General features: G+C 34.7%; 17 protein-coding genes. 4 read left to right on the top strand and 13 right to left on the bottom strand.

The window, feature by feature from the left end; genetic code table 11:
• Positions 1 to 2 precede the first annotated feature (2 nt).
• From BUB25_RS05455 to BUB25_RS05445, 3 genes are all read right to left on the bottom strand, one after another.
• Complete coding sequence (locus tag BUB25_RS05455) at positions 3 to 1,445, bottom strand: acetyl-CoA carboxylase biotin carboxylase subunit (RefSeq protein WP_072941348.1); 1,443 nt, start codon at positions 1,443 to 1,445, stop codon at positions 3 to 5.
• A gap of 3 nt (positions 1,446 to 1,448) precedes the next feature.
• The gene (locus BUB25_RS05450; RefSeq protein WP_072941345.1) at positions 1,449 to 1,934 is read right to left on the bottom strand and encodes an acyl-CoA carboxylase biotin carboxyl carrier protein subunit; all 486 of its coding nucleotides are present in this window, start codon (positions 1,932 to 1,934) and stop codon (positions 1,449 to 1,451) included.
• A 104-nt stretch (positions 1,935 to 2,038) separates the two neighbouring features.
• A complete protein-coding gene (locus BUB25_RS05445) occupies positions 2,039 to 4,225 on the bottom strand; it encodes a B12-binding domain-containing radical SAM protein (RefSeq protein WP_072941343.1) in 2,187 nt (728 codons plus the stop codon).
• A gap of 147 nt (positions 4,226 to 4,372) precedes the next feature.
• Here BUB25_RS05445 and BUB25_RS05440 point away from each other — a divergent pair, with 147 nt between their 5' ends.
• Positions 4,373 to 8,428 carry a DUF7948 domain-containing protein gene (locus BUB25_RS05440; RefSeq protein ID WP_072941340.1) on the top strand — a complete coding sequence of 1,352 codons (4,056 nt, stop codon included), beginning with the start codon at positions 4,373 to 4,375 and terminating at the stop codon, positions 8,426 to 8,428.
• Positions 8,429 to 8,439: 11 nt separating this feature from the next.
• Here BUB25_RS05440 and BUB25_RS05435 read toward each other — a convergent pair whose 3' ends face one another.
• Positions 8,440 to 9,723 carry an MFS transporter gene (locus BUB25_RS05435; RefSeq protein ID WP_072941337.1) on the bottom strand — a complete coding sequence of 428 codons (1,284 nt, stop codon included), beginning with the start codon at positions 9,721 to 9,723 and terminating at the stop codon, positions 8,440 to 8,442.
• 105 nt (positions 9,724 to 9,828) lie between these two features.
• Here BUB25_RS05435 and bshC point away from each other — a divergent pair, with 105 nt between their 5' ends.
• Both bshC and BUB25_RS05425 read left to right on the top strand, forming a co-directional pair.
• Positions 9,829 to 11,418 (top strand): bacillithiol biosynthesis cysteine-adding enzyme BshC, encoded by a 1,590-nt coding sequence (bshC, locus tag BUB25_RS05430; RefSeq protein ID WP_072941334.1) that lies wholly within the window; start codon positions 9,829 to 9,831, stop codon positions 11,416 to 11,418.
• Between the two features lie 91 nt (positions 11,419 to 11,509).
• The gene (locus BUB25_RS05425; protein WP_072941331.1) at positions 11,510 to 11,929 is read left to right on the top strand and encodes a nucleoside-diphosphate kinase; all 420 of its coding nucleotides are present in this window, start codon (positions 11,510 to 11,512) and stop codon (positions 11,927 to 11,929) included.
• A gap of 87 nt (positions 11,930 to 12,016) precedes the next feature.
• Here the strand turns inward: BUB25_RS05425 and BUB25_RS05420 are convergent, their stop codons facing one another.
• The 3 genes from BUB25_RS05420 to BUB25_RS05410 are packed head-to-tail and all read right to left on the bottom strand — an operon-like array spanning position 12,017 to position 13,230.
• Entirely contained in the window at positions 12,017 to 12,493 is a 477-nt protein-coding gene (locus BUB25_RS05420; protein ID WP_072941328.1) for a hypothetical protein, read from the bottom strand.
• Between the two features lie 16 nt (positions 12,494 to 12,509).
• Positions 12,510 to 12,806, bottom strand: a complete 297-nt coding sequence (locus BUB25_RS05415) for a DciA family protein (protein ID WP_072941325.1) — start codon at positions 12,804 to 12,806, stop codon at positions 12,510 to 12,512.
• Positions 12,787 to 13,230 carry a lipocalin family protein gene (locus BUB25_RS05410; protein WP_072941322.1) on the bottom strand — a complete coding sequence of 148 codons (444 nt, stop codon included), beginning with the start codon at positions 13,228 to 13,230 and terminating at the stop codon, positions 12,787 to 12,789. Before BUB25_RS05410 ends, BUB25_RS05415 begins: the two co-directional genes overlap by 20 nt.
• 222 nt (positions 13,231 to 13,452) lie before the next feature.
• Here BUB25_RS05410 and BUB25_RS05405 point away from each other — a divergent pair, with 222 nt between their 5' ends.
• Entirely contained in the window at positions 13,453 to 14,517 is a 1,065-nt protein-coding gene (locus BUB25_RS05405) for a serine hydrolase domain-containing protein (RefSeq protein WP_072941320.1), read from the top strand.
• Between the two features lie 61 nt (positions 14,518 to 14,578).
• Here BUB25_RS05405 and BUB25_RS05400 read toward each other — a convergent pair whose 3' ends face one another.
• The 6 genes from BUB25_RS05400 to BUB25_RS05375 all read right to left on the bottom strand — a co-directional run bounded on the left by BUB25_RS05400 (position 14,579) and on the right by BUB25_RS05375 (position 19,668).
• Positions 14,579 to 14,998 carry a hypothetical protein gene (locus BUB25_RS05400; protein ID WP_072941317.1) on the bottom strand — a complete coding sequence of 140 codons (420 nt, stop codon included), beginning with the start codon at positions 14,996 to 14,998 and terminating at the stop codon, positions 14,579 to 14,581.
• The gene (locus BUB25_RS05395; RefSeq protein ID WP_072941314.1) at positions 14,995 to 15,411 is read right to left on the bottom strand and encodes a GreA/GreB family elongation factor; all 417 of its coding nucleotides are present in this window, start codon (positions 15,409 to 15,411) and stop codon (positions 14,995 to 14,997) included. Before BUB25_RS05395 ends, BUB25_RS05400 begins: the two co-directional genes overlap by 4 nt.
• Positions 15,412 to 15,501: 90 nt before the next feature.
• Positions 15,502 to 16,782 carry a Glu/Leu/Phe/Val family dehydrogenase gene (locus BUB25_RS05390; protein WP_072941311.1) on the bottom strand — a complete coding sequence of 427 codons (1,281 nt, stop codon included), beginning with the start codon at positions 16,780 to 16,782 and terminating at the stop codon, positions 15,502 to 15,504.
• A gap of 6 nt (positions 16,783 to 16,788) precedes the next feature.
• A complete protein-coding gene (locus tag BUB25_RS05385) occupies positions 16,789 to 17,010 on the bottom strand; it encodes a hypothetical protein (protein ID WP_072941291.1) in 222 nt (73 codons plus the stop codon).
• A gap of 202 nt (positions 17,011 to 17,212) precedes the next feature.
• Positions 17,213 to 18,547 carry a sigma-54-dependent transcriptional regulator gene (locus BUB25_RS05380; protein WP_072941288.1) on the bottom strand — a complete coding sequence of 445 codons (1,335 nt, stop codon included), beginning with the start codon at positions 18,545 to 18,547 and terminating at the stop codon, positions 17,213 to 17,215.
• The gene (locus BUB25_RS05375) at positions 18,547 to 19,668 is read right to left on the bottom strand and encodes a sensor histidine kinase (RefSeq protein WP_317047065.1); all 1,122 of its coding nucleotides are present in this window, start codon (positions 19,666 to 19,668) and stop codon (positions 18,547 to 18,549) included. Before BUB25_RS05375 ends, BUB25_RS05380 begins: the two co-directional genes overlap by 1 nt.
• Positions 19,669 to 19,769: the final 101 nt, after the last annotated feature.

Raw genomic sequence — 19,769 nt, 5'->3', positions numbered from 1 at the left:
ATTTATTGATTTGGTAATCGTACGATTTTTTGATCTTCAAAATATTGCTTCAAAGCTATCATAGCAGCAATTTCGGCTTCCTTTTCCAATTGATTTTTCAACAAATCCGCACTATAATATTTTTTCACAAAATGAGTGTCAAAATTCCCGGAGCGAAAAGCCTCATGTTCAAAAACAAATTTACCAAAAGGCAAGGTTGTTTGCACGCCTTCTACCAAGTAACCTTCAATAGCTTTCAACATAATTTGAATCGCTTCTTCACGGGTTTCTCCGTAAGTGATCAGCTTGGCTAACATTGGATCATAATAAATAGGAATATCCATGCCTTGTTCAAATCCGTTATCCACACGTATTCCTTCACCCACCGGTAATTGATAAACACCCAAATGACCTACACTCGGTAGAAAATCATTCATCGGATCTTCGGCATAGACACGTAATTCCAATGCATGCCCCTTTATTTTCAAATCTTCTTGTTGAATTTCCAATTCCTCTCCTCTTGCAATTTTGATTTGCAATTCGACCAAGTCCAATCCGGTAATCCATTCCGTAACCGGATGTTCGACCTGCAAGCGCGTATTCATTTCAAGGAAATAGAAATTATTGTGTTCATCCAATAAAAATTCGACTGTTCCCGCACCAAGATAATCACAGGATTTGGCCACCAATACCGCAGCCTCTCCCATTTTCCTGCGCAAGTCAGGCGTTAAAACAGCCGAAGGCGCTTCTTCGACCACTTTCTGGTGACGGCGCTGAATGCTACATTCTCTTTCGAATAAATACAAAATATTGCCATGACTGTCGGCCATGATTTGAATTTCGATATGTCGCGGTGAGGCCACATATTTTTCGATAAAAACAGAGCCATCACCAAAAGCATTTATGGCTTCACTGATTGCCCTTTTCATTTGGGATTCAAATTCCGCTGCGTTTTCTACCACACGCATTCCTTTTCCGCCACCACCGGCTGAAGCTTTAATTAAGATAGGAAAACCTATTTCAGTTGCCGCTGCTTTGGCTTTTTCGATATCCGTAATAGCTTCGTCCAAACCCGGAACCATTGGAATATTATAGACTTTTACCGCTTCTTTGGCGGCCAATTTACTTCCCATTATATGAATGGCTTTCGATTTTGGACCAATGAAGATAATATTATTTTGTTCTGCTTTTTCAGCAAATTCAGCATTTTCACTCAGGAAACCATAACCTGGATGAATGGCATCCACACCTAAGGACTTAGCAACTTCTATAATTTTATCTCCCAATAAATAAGACTGATTCGAAGGCGATTCTCCAATCCAAACCGCTTCATCGGCAAATTTTACGTGAGGCGCATTTCTATCTATTGTAGAATAAACAGCAACCGTTTTTATACCCATTTTTTGGGCAGTTTTCGTGACTCTAATGGCAATTTCTCCCCTATTGGCAACTAATATTTTTTTCATGCTTTACTCAAATTCAATTAATAATTGCCCTTTATCAACGGCATCCCCTTTATTCACAGAAATCGATTTTATGATTCCATCCCGAGGTGAAAGAAAACTATTCTCCATTTTCATAGCTTCAAGGATTAACAAACTGTCATTTTCTTTGACTGATTGACCTACAGATACACTAATTTCCAAGATTAAACCTGGCATAGGTGCTTTAATGGCATTGACCTGTTTAGTCGATCCAACTTCAAATCCCATTTTTTTAATGAGAACATCAAGCGCATCAGAAATAGCGACGGTATAACTATTGTTATTTACCTTTACAGTATAGCTTTTTTCATTGAAATTAGCAGATACAATTTCTGCTCTAAAAGGAGTGTTTTGGTGTAATATATGAAACTTATTCGCTTCTATACTAACTGCATCGAGTTGTGAAACTTGTTCCTTATCAAAATCAAATTGAAAGGAGTCATTTACATTTACTTTATAGGTACTACTCATCTGTGAATTTTTAATGACCGTAAAAATAAGTAAAAGAAAACGTTTTCGTAATAGAAAATTGGTGGATTTATGCTAAAATACTAGTGTTGCTTAAAAAAATGGAATTACAACACCAATAGTCCAAATTCCCTTAAAGTATTGATAGGTTTTGAATACCAAAACAATTCAAAATCTTCCAAATGGGCTTCAAAATCAGTTTTTACTTCCTGAAAAGTATAGATTTTAGCATTTGAAACCGTAATTTTTTCAAGAATTCCTAGCAGCCATTCCCCTTCGTTTTTATTGGTTTGAATCGTAAAACTTTCTTTTTTGTCGTGAAAAGTCAGCGTTATCATTTCCCAGGAATTTCCTTTTTTGGATTTGGTAAAATATTCCGCTGATGGTTTCCCGCCCAGCCAAACTATTTTGGCATTGGGTTTTATATTAAAATCCTCCGCTTCCTGCACTGCATCAAAAATAAAATCGGGAGTGATTTTTGTTTTTGGTATTTTAAAATCAAACCAATCCTGCAATTCGTAATCAAAACAGATTCCGTGCATAAAATTAAACAGGGATTTCTTCAGCCCAAAACTAAATTTATCATGGTCGATTCCTGTCGAATCGGTATAATTAATGTCGTTATTAGCAAAGGTTCCAATCGTTTCCGTTTCTTTCACTACGCCAAATTTCTCCGGATACATCCCTACTGGACTGTGCGCCGTCATGGCAAACTGATGCCAAAATCCGGACTGTAATACACCGGCCTCAAATAATTGACGTACCATTTCCAAGCTGTCTACTGTTTCCTGAACCGTTTGTGTGGGATAGCCGTACATCAAATAAGCGTGAACCATCACACCCGCTTCGGTAAAATTACGGGTCACTTTGGCCACTTGTTCTACCGTTACACCTTTGTCAATCAATTTCAATAAACGATCCGAAGCCACTTCGAGACCGCCGGAAACAGCAATACAACCCGAAGCTTTCAGCAGCAGACATAAATCTCTGGTAAAACTTTTTTCGAATCGAATGTTCGTCCACCAGGTAACCGCTAATTTACGGCGAAGGATTTCAAGTGCCAAAGCCCGCATCAGTGCCGGCGGCGCGGCTTCATCGACAAAATGGAAACCATTTTCACCCGTTTGGGCAATCATTTCTTCCATGCGGTCGCACAATAAACTGGCGGCAACGGGTTCGTACACTTTGATATAATCCAACGAAATATCGCAAAAAGTACATTTTCCCCAATAACAACCGTGCGCCATGGTCAATTTATTCCAACGACCGTCGCTCCACATTCTATGCATAGGATTTACGATTTCGATAACCGAAATGTATTTATCCAAAAGCAAATCTGAATAATCAGGTGTTCCCACTTGCGACTGTTTATAATCACTTTTTGTAGAATTATTTTTATAAACTACTTTTCCATCTTCTAAAAGGAATGTTCTTTTAAAAGCGTTATAATTGGGGTTTTCAATATTCACAATTAATTCCTCAACCGGCATTTCCCCATCATCAAGTGTAATATAATCGAAAAACTCAAAAACCCGAGCATCCGAGAGTGAACGCAATTCGGTATTCGGAAAACCTCCACCCATCGAAATCTTAATTTCAGGATGAAATTTTCTAACCCATTGTGCTGAGCGAAAAGCACTGTATAAATTACCCGGAAAAGGCACCGAAATTAAAAATAATGTAGGCTGAACTGCTTCAATTCTTTCTTTTAAAATCGAAAGCAGAATATCATCAATATAGGTTGGTTCCTGTTGTAAGGCTTGGTACAATTCGTCAAAAGAATTCGCAGATCTACCCAAACGCTCCGCATAGCGGCTGAATCCAAAGTTTTCATCGACACATTCCACAATAAAATCGGAAATATCTTCCAGATATAAAGTCGCCAAATGTTTGGCCTTGTCCTGGGTTCCCATGGTTCCGAAAGCCCAATCGAGTTCTTCCAATTGTGCAAAACGAGAAGCTTCGGGCAGGAAATCTTCCTGACAAATTTGAAGTGCCAAAGTCGGATTTTTTCCCTGCAGAAATGCAATAACCGGATCGATGGTTTTTAAGTATTCGTCTTTTAAAGCGAGAATGCGTTTGCAGTTGTCGGTTGCTGGTTGTCGGTTAAGCAACTGGAATAACTCTTCTAAGCCCTTCTTCGAAAACAATTTCAAAATCACTTCAATCCCCAAATCCGCTTGCACTGATTCGATATCTTTGGTATTGAGAAAGCCTTTGATATAAGCCGTTGCGGGATAAGGCGTATTCAGTTGGGTAAAAGGCGGGGTGATGAGGAAAAGTTTGGTTTTCAAAGGGAATAAATTTTGTACAAAAATAGTGGATAATTTTAGTTTCTATTGTTATGCGAGTTGAAAGTTTTAAAAGGATAATTCTCTACTAAAAAGAGCAAAAAAGTTTGCGAGTATTTAATTACATTTGAAAATCAAAAAAACATTAAAATGAGGTTCAAATACTTTATAATTCTACTATGCATTGGAATAAATACAATTGCTCAAAACAAAAGCAGTTCCAAAGGATTTAAAGAAAATAAAGGACAAATTATGGACCAAAATGGAAAGCCCAATAATGCTGTAAAATACCTTTTGAATACCAATGGGCTAAATGTACAATTGAAAAAAAACGGGTTTTCGTATGACGTCTATGAAACTAAAAAAATCTCTATAAAAAAACCTATCGAGGACAGCAATACTTTTTCATCAATAGCAAAAAACGACAAAAAAGTACCTGATTATAATTTAGAATATATTTTTCATAGAATTGACATTGACTTTGTAAATTCAAATTCAAAAGTCGAATTAATTTCTAAAGAAGAATCTAAAGACTATGATAATTATTACAATGTTCCTAATAAACCTGAAGGCATTGTTAATACACATCAATACCAGCAAATTATATACAGGAATATCTATCCTAACATTGATGTCGTTTTCTCCATTCCAAAAGATAGTTTAAAAGCGGTTGAATACAACTTTGTAATTCATCCTAAAGGAAAAATATCGGATATTCGATTGAAATTTAACGGAGCCCAAACAGAATTAGTTGATAATAAAATCAAAATGCAAGTACGTTTTGGTGAGATGGAAGAAATTCTACCTGCCAGCTGGACGGAAGATGGAATGAGTAAAAAGTCAATTCAGGTCGGTTTTAAAAAAATCAAAAACAATGTTTATGGTTTTAACACATCAAATTCTGTAAATGGAAAAACTGTAGTAATTGATCCTGTTCCTGTCAGATTATGGGGAACTTTTTATGGAGATGAAAGAAATATACATATTACACTAGGAGAAGCTAATATTGCAACAGACTCTTCAGGAAACTCATACATGACAGGTACAACAACTGCCTCAAATTCATCCTATGCAACTACAGGAGCACACCAAAATTCAATCCCCTCTTATGCTTACTTAAGTACAAATGGAATAATTGTAAAGTTTAGTCCAGATGGAAATCGTTTGTGGGGAACTTATTATGGAGGTCAAGGCCTTAATACCATAAACGATATCAAGATAGATTCTCAAAACAATGCTGTCATAACGGGAAGTACTCCTTCTACATCAAACATAAGTACTATTGGTACATACAAGTCTAATCTATCAGGTGGCAGCGATGCATTTTTGGTTAAATTTAATGATTCAGGAATTAGACTTTGGGGAACTTATTTCGGTGGTGAAAATGATGATGCAGCATATTCTCTGGATATAGATAAAAACAACAATATATATCTGGCAGGTCGTACTTTTAGCAATACAAATATTGCTGTCAATAGTAATTTCCAAACACAATTAAATGATGGTTATTATAAAATTGATGGTTTTTTAGCAAAATTTAAGTTTGATGGTAATTTAATCTGGAGTACTTATGTAGGTGGTGAAGGCTGGGATGAATTAAAAACAATTGTAGTCAAAGATAATTATCTCATTACGGGAGGAAATACAAATAGCTTTAATAATATTGCGACCCCTGGAGTTTTTCAAGAAAATCATGACCTTATCACACATCCAGACGGTGTTGTCTATAAATTTTCTCTTGATGGACATAGAATTTGGGCAACCTATTATGGAGGAGAACAAGTTGACTATGTATATACTGTTGCAGCTGATGATGAAGATAATATCTATATTGGTGGAGAAACAGCAAGTACTACTAATATAACAACACCAAATAGTTTTGATAGTTCAAATCAATATTTATATAAAGGATTTTTTGCTAAATTAAACAGTAATGGACAAAGAATTTGGGGATCTTATTTAGGAGCTGCAAACGTATATTCCCTTTTATTTAAAAATAATTCAATCTATATAGGAGCTACCAATTCTGGTTTTTCTAATGCAAAATTAACAACTCCATGTTCGTATAGGCCTAATGGAAACTTTGAGGGATATATTGGTAAATTTTCTAAACAGGCTCAATTAATTTGGGGCACATTCGTTGGCAATAATAGTTCTAGCACAGGTACAAGATTAGCATTTGGTAATAACAATTCAATATTTGTAAGTGGACTTTCCTCTCAAAACAATGGTATTGCCGATAATACTTCTTATCAACCGTCAATTTTAGGTGTTTTTAAGAATTATTTTTTAATGAAATTCTCAGAAGATATTATATCAACTCCAATTGCTTCAAGCAACTCCCCAATCTGTATTGGCGCCACATTAGAACTTAAAGCTTCCGGTGGTACAGATTATTTATGGACAGGTCCAAACGGATTTACATCAACGGAACAAAATCCAACAATCCTAAGCGCAACTGCTCTAAATAATGGTCAATACAGTTGTTTAATTACAGGTACTGGCGGTTGCGATGACACTAAAACTGTCGATGTAATTATTGGAGATATTGAAGCCCCAATTCCTAATCTTACTACTCTTCCAACGATAACAGGAGATTGCAATACAACAATAACAACAATTCCAACCGCTACTGATGCATGCGCTGGAGCAATTAGGGCAACAACTACAAATCCGCTTTCTTATAATTTAGCAGGAACCTATACAATTGTATGGAATTATAAGGATGGGAATGGAAATTCTGTCAATCAAAACCAAACCGTTACTATTATCAATCAACCGCTGCCAACCATAACTTCCCCCCAAACCTTCTGCATCCAGCAAAACGCAACAATTAGTAACATTGCAATTAATGGACAAAACGTAAAATGGTATGATGCTTTGACCAATGGAAATATCCTTGCAAACACAACTTCATTACAAAACGGAACGACCTATTATGCATCGCAAACAATTAATCGCTGTGAAAGCGAAAGAATTGCTGTTTTAATTAATATTCAAAATACTGCTGTTCCAACAGCCGATGTTAATCAGTCATTTTGTACTGGCTCAAATCCTACTATTGCAAACATTCAAGTGACAGGAAATCAAATCAAATGGTATGATGCATTAACCAATGGTTCTTTATTAGCCGAAACAACGAATCTTGTTGATGGTAAAACTTATTATGCTTCGCAAACAGTGAATAATTGTGAAAGCGAGAGATTCGGTGTGAATGTTTCAATTGTGAATACCCCTTCTGCTCCAACAGCAAATGCAACTGAATCATTCTGTAAACAGGAAAATGCAACATTAAACAATATCCAAATCACGGGACTAAACATAAAATGGTACGATACCAATTTTGCCGCAGCAGTTTTGCCTAACAATACTTTGTTAGAAAACAATAAAACGTATTACGCTTCACAAACAATAGGCTGCGAAAGTGACAGAACTCCCGTTTTAGTTCTAGTTTACAATACCCCATTACCAATAGGAAATAAAACGCAACAATTTTGTATCGATGAAAATGCGTCTATTGCCAATCTTACTATTACAGCTTCGAATATTAAATGGTATGATCAATCAACCAATGGGGTTGTTTTACCAGTAACTACTTTATTGCAAAATGGAAAAATATATTATGCAACACAAACAATTAACGATTGTGAAAGTGAAAGATTAGCTATTACCGTAAAAATTCAGGACACACCAATTCCAATTGCCAATTCACCGCAAACATTCTGCGTTCAAAAAAATGCAAAAATTAGTGATATCATCATATCTGGCCAAAACACAAATTGGTTTGAAAGTGCTACTTCATCAATACATTTATCCGAATCCACTTTGCTTACAAACGGAATTAGCTATTATGCTTCAGAAACCATAAATAATTGTGAAAGTGATAGAATTCCTATCACAATAACGATTCTGAAAGCCACATCTGCAGACTGTATTAATTTTATAGACGAGCTTCCTTACCCAAAATTTTTTACACCAAATAATGACGGATACAATGATACTTGGACAATTGATTTTGCATACTTAGCACCAAATACAGGAATTCAAATCTTTAATCGTTATGGTAAGCTATTAAAAGTATTATTACCAAATTCAGCTTGGAACGGTCAATTCAACAATCAAGAATTACCCGCAACCGATTATTGGTTCATTGTAACTAGAGCAAACGGACAAGAGTACCGAGGACATTTTAGTTTAAAACGATAATACTCACACTATTAAAACTTATGTTTCTCTTTACTAATTACCAATAACGAAATCAAAGAAATACTAGCAGTTATTGTTAGATAATAACCAACATAAGTCAAACTATAAGTAGAAGCTAACCAAATAGCAACCATAGGAGCGAAAGCCGCTCCGAGAATTCCTGCCATATTAAAAGTCAAGGAAGCTCCTGAATAGCGAACAGTAGTCGGAAATAATTCCGACAAGAAAGTTCCCAAAGGTCCATAAGTGAATCCCATTAGAGCCATTCCCATACAAACAAAAGTGGTCACTAAAACCGTACTTCCTGAATTTAGAAAATCCGAAAATAAAAATCCGAAAATTGCAATTGCAATTGTGGTAAAAACAAGTATTTTTCTACGACCAATTTTATCCGCAACTATTGCTGAAATAGGGATAAAAAGTGCAAAAAACAAGACCGAAAACAATTGGATTAAGAGCGCATCTCTTTTGGTAAAACCCAAATCAGAAGTTGCCCAACTCAATGTAAAAACAGTCATTAAATAAAAAACCAAGAAGGTAGTAATGGCAGCAAAAGTTCCAAAAATTAACTGATTTTTATAGGATTTAAGTAAAGTGAAAAATGGAATTTTAACTTCTTTTTGTTCTTCTTTAGAATTCTCAAAAGCCGGAGTCTCGGTAATTTTTAGTCGAATATAAAATCCAATTAAAACCAGAAGTGAACTCGCAATAAACGGAATTCTCCATCCATAATCCATAAAATCTTCAGCACTCATAGAATCCGTTAAGAATAAAAACGTTCCTCCCGAAAGCAATAAACCAATCGGTGCTCCTAACTGTGGAAACATTCCATACCAAGCGCGTTTGTTTGGTGGCGCATTTTCAATTGCTAGCAAAACAGCTCCACCCCACTCACCTCCTAATCCAACACCTTGCCCGAAACGACAAAGCATCAATAATAAAGGAGCGGCAATACCAATACTTGCATAACTGGGTAAAAAACCAATAGCCACAGTTGAAATTCCCATGGTTAACAAAGCCGCAACCAAAGTTGCTTTACGACCAACTTTATCTCCATAATGCCCAAAAACTGCCGAGCCTAAAGGTCGAGCCAAAAAGGCTATTGAAAAGGTTGCCAAAGATTCTAAAGTAGATACTGTACTATCTGCGCCTGGGAAAAACAATTGAGGAAATACTAATACGGCTGCATTAGCATAGATATAAAAATCAAAAAACTCTATGGTTGTTCCAATCAAACTACCAAAAAGAACGTGTTTTAATGAATTTCCTTTTTTCGAATTAGAATTTCCTTTCATGTGACTGTTGTTTTTTTTTTGATAAAAATGATACTAATTTTCGAAAGTAACAAATATTATAGTTCCAATAATTATTGGTAATTTAGCGACATATAAAACTTTATTATGCCTACCGACTGTATAAGCTATCAAAACTCCGGATATTTCTCTCCTTTGATGAATGATTATTTAGATCAAAAAAACAATTTAAAGGAACTTTACAATCGGTTTCCAACACTTGAAAACTTTGAAGGTCAAATCTTGGAGAAACAAGAAAATTTCAATAATACCAACAGAAACACTTTAGTTTCGGTACTGCAAAAACAGTATGCTACAATTGAGACTTCTCATTTGACCCTGCAAAATATTGAAGCTTTAAAAGTAGACAATACCTTTACCGTCACTACTGGACATCAATTAAACCTATTTAGCGGTCCTTTGTATTTTTTATACAAAATCATATCTACTATTAATCTTACCAAAGATTTAAAAGCTAAATATCCCGCTTACAATTTTGTGCCTATATATTGGATGGCAACCGAAGATCATGATTTTGAAGAAATAAATCATTTCAATTTCAAAGGAAAAAAATTCAGATGGAACAAAATAAGCAGCGGTCCCGTAGGTCGATTGTCTACCGAAGGTTTAGAAGAATTTCTCGAAATATATGCTCAGGAATTAGGAACAAGTACCAATGCAATTGCAATTCAAAAACTATTTCAGCAGGCCTATTTAAAACATAATAACCTTGCCGATGCTACACGCCATTTAGCAAATGCCCTTTTTGGGAACTACGGCTTGGTCATCCTTGATGCCGACAATCCAGAATTGAAACGCAATTTTATTCCTTTTATGAAGGAAGAATTACTGCAACAAACTTCCCATAAAGAAGTATCAAAAACGGTTGAACAATTAAAAGAGTACTTCATTCAGGTCAACCCGCGCGAAATTAATTTGTTCTATATCGAAGATAATTTGAGGGAACGCATTATTTTCGAAAATGAGAAATACAAAGTAAATCATACCAAAATAGAGTTTTCAGAAAATGAAATCCTTGAACTACTTGATAGTAACCCTGAGAAATTCAGTCCTAACGTGATTATGCGTCCGTTATATCAGGAAGTAATTTTACCCAACTTATGCTACATTGGCGGAGGCGGAGAAATTGCCTATTGGCTGGAATTGAAATCTTTCTTTGATGCGGTAAAAATCACTTTTCCGATGCTTTTAGTTCGAAACTCAGCACTATTAACTACCGAAAAGCAAGAAAAAAAAGCGGCTAAATTAGGTTTAAGCTGGGCTGACTTGTTTTCAAAACAAGCCGACTTGGTCAATAAAAAAACATTCGATCTTTCTGAATTTCCAATTGATTTAAGTATTCAAAAGGACTTTCTAAAAAACCAATTTCATTATCTTCATTCCATCGCAAAAAAAACGGATCAATCTTTTTCAGATGCCGTAAAAGCGCAGGAAGCAAAGCAGATAAAAGGATTAGAAAATTTAGAAAAACGTTTATTAAAAGCTCAAAAAAGAAAGTATAGCGACGAATTAGAGCGTATCACCAACTTACAAAATGAATTGTTCCCTAACAAAAGTTTACAAGAACGTCAGGCCAATTTTTCAGAATTTTACTTGGAAAATGGAGAAAATCTGATTCCGAAACTCTTTACTCGTTTACAAGCTTTGGAACAAAATTTCGAAATCATTACATTATAATCGTATTTAATTCACTATAATACGAAAATTGTAACATTATTAAACAAAATAAACTATTTTTGCACGAAATTTAAAAAACACAAAAATCAAAATGGCTACAAATAGAACATTTACAATGATTAAGCCTGATGCTGTTGCTAACGGACACATCGGAAACATACTTGCTATGATTACTAACGCAGGTTTCAAAATCGTTTCTTTAAAATTAACTCAACTTACTGTTGCTGATGCACAAGCTTTTTATGCTGTTCACGCTGCAAGACCTTTCTACGGAGAATTAGTTGAATTCATGTCAAGAGGACCTATCGTTGCCGCTATTTTAGAAAAAGATAACGCTGTTGAAGATTTCAGAACTTTAATTGGTGCTACAAATCCAGCTGAAGCTGCTGAAGGAACAATCCGTAAAGCATACGCAACTTCTATCGGAGAAAATGCAGTTCACGGTTCTGATAGCGATGAAAATGCAGCCATCGAAGGTGCTTTCCATTTTGCAGGAAGAGAGCAATTTTAATTTTCGATTGAAGATTAGCGATTTTTGAACTACGATTTAAAAATCATCCAAATAAAAATGCCGTTTCAAAATTTTGAAACGGCATTTTTATTTAAACATTTGACTGTATTCTTCTTTAAAACTGTACTTTTTTACTCCAAAATAAGATAAGTTTTCTAGTAGGATTTTTTTTAATTCACCATAATTAGAATGATAAAAATTCGAAATACAAGCGACTCTTTTTCCGTTTTTTAAAACAAATAAAAACTCAAAACTTCCTGATTTACCAGACTGAATTGAAATTTCAAAACCATCTAATTTTTTAAAATCATAAACTTCAGACCTTCCTAAACCAAAGAGCTTGCAAACAGAAATAAAATCAGTATTTACACTTATTTTATGAGCTCTAGTTCTAAATTCCGTCAGCCAAAAATAAGCAACAAATAATAAAAACAAAACTGGCAACACAATAGTCGCTAAAGGAGAAACCAAGCAAATATAAAACAAAAAGAATCCAAAAAATATTAATCCAATAGCTGTAAAAAAAGGTAATATTTTAAATTTACTTCTAATATTTCGCATCATTAAAAAACTAAAATTATTATCTCAAAACAACACTAGTAACAACATCCCTGCGCAATTCTTCATTAATCATTGCTACAATTTTAGATTTACCATGACTCAATTCTTCTCTCAAAACTGAAGAAGTCAACTCAACATACAAAGTACTTCCTTTTAGAACTACATTATTAGTATAACTGTTAACGCCGTTTCCCATCAGGTTTTTCCAAGCCTCTTTCACATCCATTTGATCCATTCCCGCTTGCAACTTATTCGTCTGGATAATTTGCTTCAACACCTCCCCTATCGTACTTTGATTATTCAGTCTTTTTGCCATCGTCATTTAAATTTATTGGTCCTGCTTTTTTGTAATGATATCTAGTATTTTCAGTGTTTTTCAACACTAATTCCTTGTCCGTAAGCGTTATTATTTCCTCACTCCACTTGGCATAATCAGTCTTATAATCCAAGAATGCTTTGTCTTTCTCAAATCGAACTTTAACCTGCTCATAAGTATCATTAACTAAAAATGTCCCGTCTAACTGCGGCATCACTTTCTTACGAATTCCCTCGTCATTTTTTCCAATTTCAAAAAAATCATAACTTTCATTGATCTTATAATCCTTGTCTTCCCCATCTGCAAGAGCTACTTTCTCTATCTCCCAATAGCCATTTATTTTAGCTATATCTGCAGGTTGAACCTTTGGCTGACAGCCAACAAAAAATAAAGAAAACACTAAAATTTGGAATATATTTTTCATAAAAATCGTTTACTTATTAGGAGCTTTTTCCTGCTGTACGCTGTATCCGCACTAAAAAAAGTGCGGGATGCCGCTTCCATCAGGGCTAGGAATTGGGTCAATAAAATCTCTTTTTTATATGCGACAAAGTTAAGCTTATTAAGTTTAAAGAAAACAAAAATAGCAAAACACATTAAACTATTTTAGCTATTTTTAATCCAAAGAAAAAATAAAAATCAAAGCATGCCAAAAACAATCTACAACCTTCTGATTTTGCTTTTATTTGCTAGTTGCAATTCCGAAACCAAAATTCCAACTACAAATACAGATTCTTATTTTCCTCCCCTTACAGGAACAAACTGGGAAACAAAATCAATTGCAGACTTGAACTGGAAACAATCGGCCGTTCAACCGCTTTTAGACTATTTGCAAATAAAAAACACCAAGTCTTTTATGATTTTGGTCAATGGACGAATTGTTATGGAAAATTATTTCAATGGCCATACTGCTAATACAAATTGGTATTGGGCCAGCGCCGGAAAAACCTTGACAGCAACCCTAACCGGAATTGCAGAACAGGAAGGATTTATAAATCTGGACACCAAGGTCTCAACCTATCTAGGAAATAACTGGACAAGCTTAGCCTTAAACAAAGAAAACCTGATTACTGCTAAACACTTACTTACTATGACTTCCGGACTGGAAGACTTAGACAATGGAGATTGTGTCACAGCTGATTGTTTGACCTATAAAGCAGATGCCGGAACCCGATGGGCGTATCACAATGTTTATGTCAAATTGCAGGATATCATTGCCCAAGCTACAAATCAAACTTGGACTAATTACTTCAACGCCAGGTTAAGGGACAAAATAGGAATGGACGGCAACTGGATTACAGTTGATAATAACTCTGTATACACAAGTACTACAAGAAGCATGGCGCGTTTTGGCTTACTAATTCTCAATAAAGGAAAATGGGATAATAATATCATTCTAAATGAAAACTATTGTAATACCGCTACAACAACTTCACAAAATATAAATTCGGGATATGGATATTTATGGTGGATCAACGGAAAAAGCAGCTACCACTTACCTCAATCACAATTGCAATTTTCAGGAAGCATAATTCCCTCTGCGCCAAATGATATGTTTATGGCTTTAGGGAAAAATGATCAAAAAATCTATGTTGTTCCCAGCAAGAATATGGTAATCATCAGGATGGGAAATGCAGCAGACAATTCAAACCTAGCGTTATCAGACTTTGATGCAGTATTATGGCAAAAAATCAGAGCCTTGTATCAATAAAAAACACATTCGAACAGAATCCAAATGTGTTTTCAATCAAAATCAACTACAAAACTTATTTTTATATTTTATCTTCGAGATAGCTGTCAAAAAATAAAATAACATTCTTTTTATAATATCGATAAGCCGAAAAATGGCTTTCGATCTCTTTTCTAAACTTAGTGTGATTATTTAAATAGAACGTTTCGCATTGAACATCATCGCACTCTTTTATCATATCCAACTTATTCAGAAAATCTACTAATTGATTGTAATAGGATTCATTTATTTCTTTAACTTTTATAAGATCTTTTATTAAATCCTCTTTTTTTTGCTGATTGAAAATCAAAACCTTAAAAACAGACGAAGTTAACATTCGTTTAAAAAAAAGAATTTCTACCCTTATAATCGAAATTTCTTCTTTCCAAAGCTCAATATCTTTATCCATAAATTTCATTTGGATATCGTCAATTGTCTCATGTTTGTAAATCAAATCTTTCATAGCACTTCAGTATTAAGCTGAATTTCCTGCTGGCTTACACCGATAATCTCAATCTCATTAGTCCCTGACGGAAATTGCCAAACTATGCGATCGCCCTTGGCATAACCAAAAAGCGCCAATCCCATAGGAGACAAAATAGAAATTTTGTTTTGCTTTATATTACTTTTCTCAGGAGTCACAATTTGATAACTACTTTCCGTATTAAAAGGCGTTCGAATTCTCACAACCGAATTGTATCGAATTACATCTTCTGGCATCTTGCCTTCTTTCTTAATTTTAGCAGATAGCAATTCCGTTTTCAACTTTTTAATTGAATCTCTATATATTTTATCTTCCTGACTTCTAGAACTCTCTATATTTCGCATTAGCAAAGCATACTCTCTTTCGTCTACTATTAATTGTCCGTATTTCATAATTATAATGTAAAAGTGTAAAGTCAAAACCTCTATAGTAACGCTGAGTCACTATAAAGGTATATTTTTATTAAACTGATTAAAAAGTGTTTAAGGAAAAATCCCTCTATGATTATAGGCTATTTCTATCCTTGTTATTGCTAAAATATAGGCTGCTGTTCTCCAGTCAATTTCCCCTTCTTCTACAAAACCTTCCACTTTATAGAAGGCCTCACTAAGTTTTTTATCAATCTTTTGCATCACTTCTTCCAATGACCAAAGCTCCCCATTTCTATTTTGAAGCCATTCAAAATAACTACCAATCACCCCACCTGAATTACATAAAATATCAGGAATAATGGTAATTCCATTTCTTAACAGGATTTGCTCTCCTTCGGTATCTATAGGCCCATTTGCCCCTTCTGCAATCACATCTGCTTTAACAGAATAGGCGTTTTCCTCCGTAATTTGATTTCCTAAAGCCGCTGGAATAAGGATATCACAAGGCAAAGCAAAAAACAAGTCTGAGTCCATTTCTTTAGCGCCAACAAAGCCTTTTACAGAGCCATTTACAGCTTTTGAATGATCAAATAAAGCTTGTACGGCTATCCCATTTTCATTAATTATTGTAGCCTGAGCATCCTGAACTGCTATCATAATGGCACCATCCTGACTTAAGAAATGAGAAGCCCAATAACCTACATTACCAAAACCTTGTACAATAAACTTTTTACCCTGCAAACTTTCACCTCTACTTTTGTACAGCAACTTAATAGTCAGATACACCCCGTAACCAGTGGAACGATTTCTCCCTTCTAAACCACCAGAACCAACGGGTTTCCCTGTTACCACATGCTGATTACGAGAGCGCTCTGATGATGGTTTTGTTGACATAAATGTATCAGCCATCCAAGCCATCGTTTGTTCATTAGTATTGACATCTGGTGCCGGAATATCATGTTCCGGACCAATGTTTTCTCCCAAAGCATAAGTAAAACGTCTTGTAATACGTTCCAGCTCTTGAATTGAAAATTCTTTTGGATCAATTTGAATTCCTCCTTTTGCCCCGCCATAAGGCAAACCAGCCAATGAGGTTTTCCAAGTCATCCACATAGCAAGCGCTTTAGTATCCTCGGCATCTACTGAGGGATGGTAACGCAAACCGCCTTTATAAGGCCCTAATGCATTGTTGTGTTGCACTCGGTAACCGGTAAAAACTCGTACTTCACCATTGTCCATCTTAACGGGGAAGTTAATTTTAATTTCATTATTTGTTACTGATAAAATTTTTCTAATATTTGGATTCAAATTAATGCTATCAGCTGTTTTATTAAACTGTTGCATCACATTGTCGAGCATACTTTTTTTTGTTGCTCCTTTTATAGTTGTCATATTATTTTATTGATAATGTTCACAAAACATCTTATTATTCCGTTTCCAGTCACAGTGCAAATTATCATCGCAATGACTACACAAACCCGAAATCAAACCATTTGTAACAATTGCTTTTTCTTTTGAAACTGATGATAGATCCAAATCAATTATCATCTTATCTTTTTTTGATTTTTTTTTAATGACAATAGGAATATAATCAATCCCTTTTTTACCTAACAAGCTCATTTTATATCTTTTAAAAACTTATTTATCCAAAAAAAACAATTATTCTACTAGCAATAGACAAACTGCATGCCAATTGAAATGATCTTACTCGTAGAAACAACAAACCCCTTAGAAACAAGGGGCTTGATAAAAGATAGGGATATATATACTAAAAATAAGCGGGGTAAAACTACCCGAAAGAGGAGGTATTCCCCAAAAAAAATTATTTATCTAGTTTTTGACGAAGTGTTTTTCGATCAATTTGAAGTATTTCTGCTGCGCGAGTTTTATTGTTATCTACAGCTGCAAGAACCTTTAAAATATGTGCTTTTTCCATGTCCTTTAAAGACTTAAGTTCTTCCTTTTCAAATGGCATTGGATATTTTAAGTATTCAGGAACATCCCTAACTTCAATTTGATCACCACTCATAATAATCATTCTTTGGATTACATTTTCCAATTCCCTGACATTACCCGGCCATGAATGACGCATCAAGATCTCGACTGCATTATCTGAAATAGTAATCTGAGGTTTGCTATACTCCACGCTATATTTATCCAAAAAAGTTGCTACTAAAAGCCTTATATCACCACGGCGATGACGCAGTGGCGGAGTTTCAATATTCACTACATTTAATCTATAATAAAGATCCTCACGAAAAATCCCCTTATTAGACATCTCATAGAGATCATTATTTGTAGCTGCAATAATTCTCAGTTCAACTTTCTGGCTTTTCTGAGAACCAATCATACTGATTTCTTTTTCCTGTAACACTCTCAACAACCTAGTTTGAACAGCCAAAGGAGCCGTCCCTATTTCATCTAAAAATATCGTTCCGCCTGCAGCTGCTTGAAAAAAACCATCCCTATTCTCATTGGCCCCAGTAAAAGCGCCTTTCACATAACCAAAAAGCTCCGATTCCATTAAATTTTCAGGTATAGCACCGCAATTTACCGTAATAAACGGTTTAGAAGAAAAAGCTCCTTGATAATGTATCGCTCTAGCCACCAACTCTTTTCCGGTACCACTCTCGCCTTGAATCAAAATTGTAGCTCTATTGTCTTTCACCCGTTGAATCAAATCTATCAACTGAACTATCTGCTGAGATTTCCCTACAATACCCGCATATTCTTTAATTTTCACATCAGAAGAAACTACTTTTTCAGTACTGTTTTTTGCTCTCTCTTTTGAAACAATTAAATTCTGCACCGCAGCGTTCAACTCTTCATTAGTAAAAGGCTTGGCCAAATAATCCAAAGCTCCGGACTTAACCGCTTCAATAGCTCCATCGACAGACGGAAATCCTGTAATAACTAATTTTGGAATAACAGGAAAATGTTCCTGAACATATTTCACCAATTCGATACCATTAATTCCAGGCATCTGCAAATCAGTAATCAGTAAATCTATAGTACTGAATTTTAAAATCTCAATGGCTTCCTTCACAGAAGAAGCTTTATAAGTGTGAAAATTTTGAGCCTTTAAATTGCGATGAAGCAACTCAAGCATATCATAATTATCATCAACAATTAGAATATTTTCTTTCTTTAACTTCATTAAATTGTCTTTAAAGGTAATCTTATTTGAAAAATAGTTCCTTGAGGCACATTATCAAAAGAAAAAATATCTCCCTTATGACTTTTAACAATACCATGCACCACACTAAGTCCTAAGCCCGAACCTTCACCTACAGGTTTTGTAGTAAAAAATGGCTCAAATATTTTAGATTTAAATTCTTCAACTATACCAGGTCCTTGATCGGCAATTTCTATGAAAAAGTCCGACTCTAAGACATAAATCTTTACTTTAATAACCGAGTTCTTAGGAGAAACATAAATGGCATTTATTAAAATATTGAATAAAATTTGAGTAAACTGAATCGAATCTAATTGCACTTCCAATTGCGGGTCTTGATAGTCAAACTCATAACTAATTTCAGCTTTTTTGAAATTAGGCCCCATTAAACTTAAAGCCTCCGAAATAACAGGTACTACTTCAACAAACCTCCTATTTTGAGGCATCTCACAGGAAAAAAACATAAGTTTTTTAACCACTTCTCTCGAATAAATAGCAGCTTTGATAATTTTAGCACAATCTAACTGAGATTGTTTTTCTTTAGTAGATTCTTGAATCAATTCTGCAAAACCCAAAATATTTCCCAAAGGAGTATTCAGTTCATGAGCAATTCCAGCCGTTATTTCACCCAAAATAGCAAGCCGATCTACTCGCTCCATATTTCGTTTCAGCAACTCATTCTTTTCTTGATTCAAATGTCGCTCATAAAAACTACTAATATCCGAAGAAACCTTATTGAGTAGTTTTTGTTCATCACACAAAAAATCATTCTGAGAAAACTCCCCTAATGGATAATGCACTTTAAGATATCCTTTACTTTCGTTAAAAACTGAAATTATCGATTGTTGAAAAACAGTCTCCTCTGGCATTAATTTAGAAGTAGAAAAATAATAATCTCCTAATTGCAACTCGATAATTGCTTTGTCAGAAAATCGCCAAGCTCGTTCTAGAATAGAACAAATCTTATCTAAAGTATCTGTAACGGATTCTTCATGAAGAATAATCACAGAGGAAACATCATAGAGACAGGACAATTCCTTAATCCGCTCTTGAAGAGTTTCTTCTGTAGTTATAATAGAACCCATAGTTTTTAAAGCAATCAATATTAAAAAATACAGCAGTAGAATTAATCCAAAAACCTAACAAATAATACATTTAATACTTAAAGATTAACCTAAATTACAGTTCTTTTTTGAAATCAAAC

Origin of the sequence: Flavobacterium granuli (genome assembly GCF_900129705.1) — a bacterium.
GTDB lineage: Bacteria > Bacteroidota > Bacteroidia > Flavobacteriales > Flavobacteriaceae > Flavobacterium > Flavobacterium granuli.
Note: the sequence above shows the minus strand (reverse complement) of the source record. Positions and strands in the feature narration are given on the sequence as shown.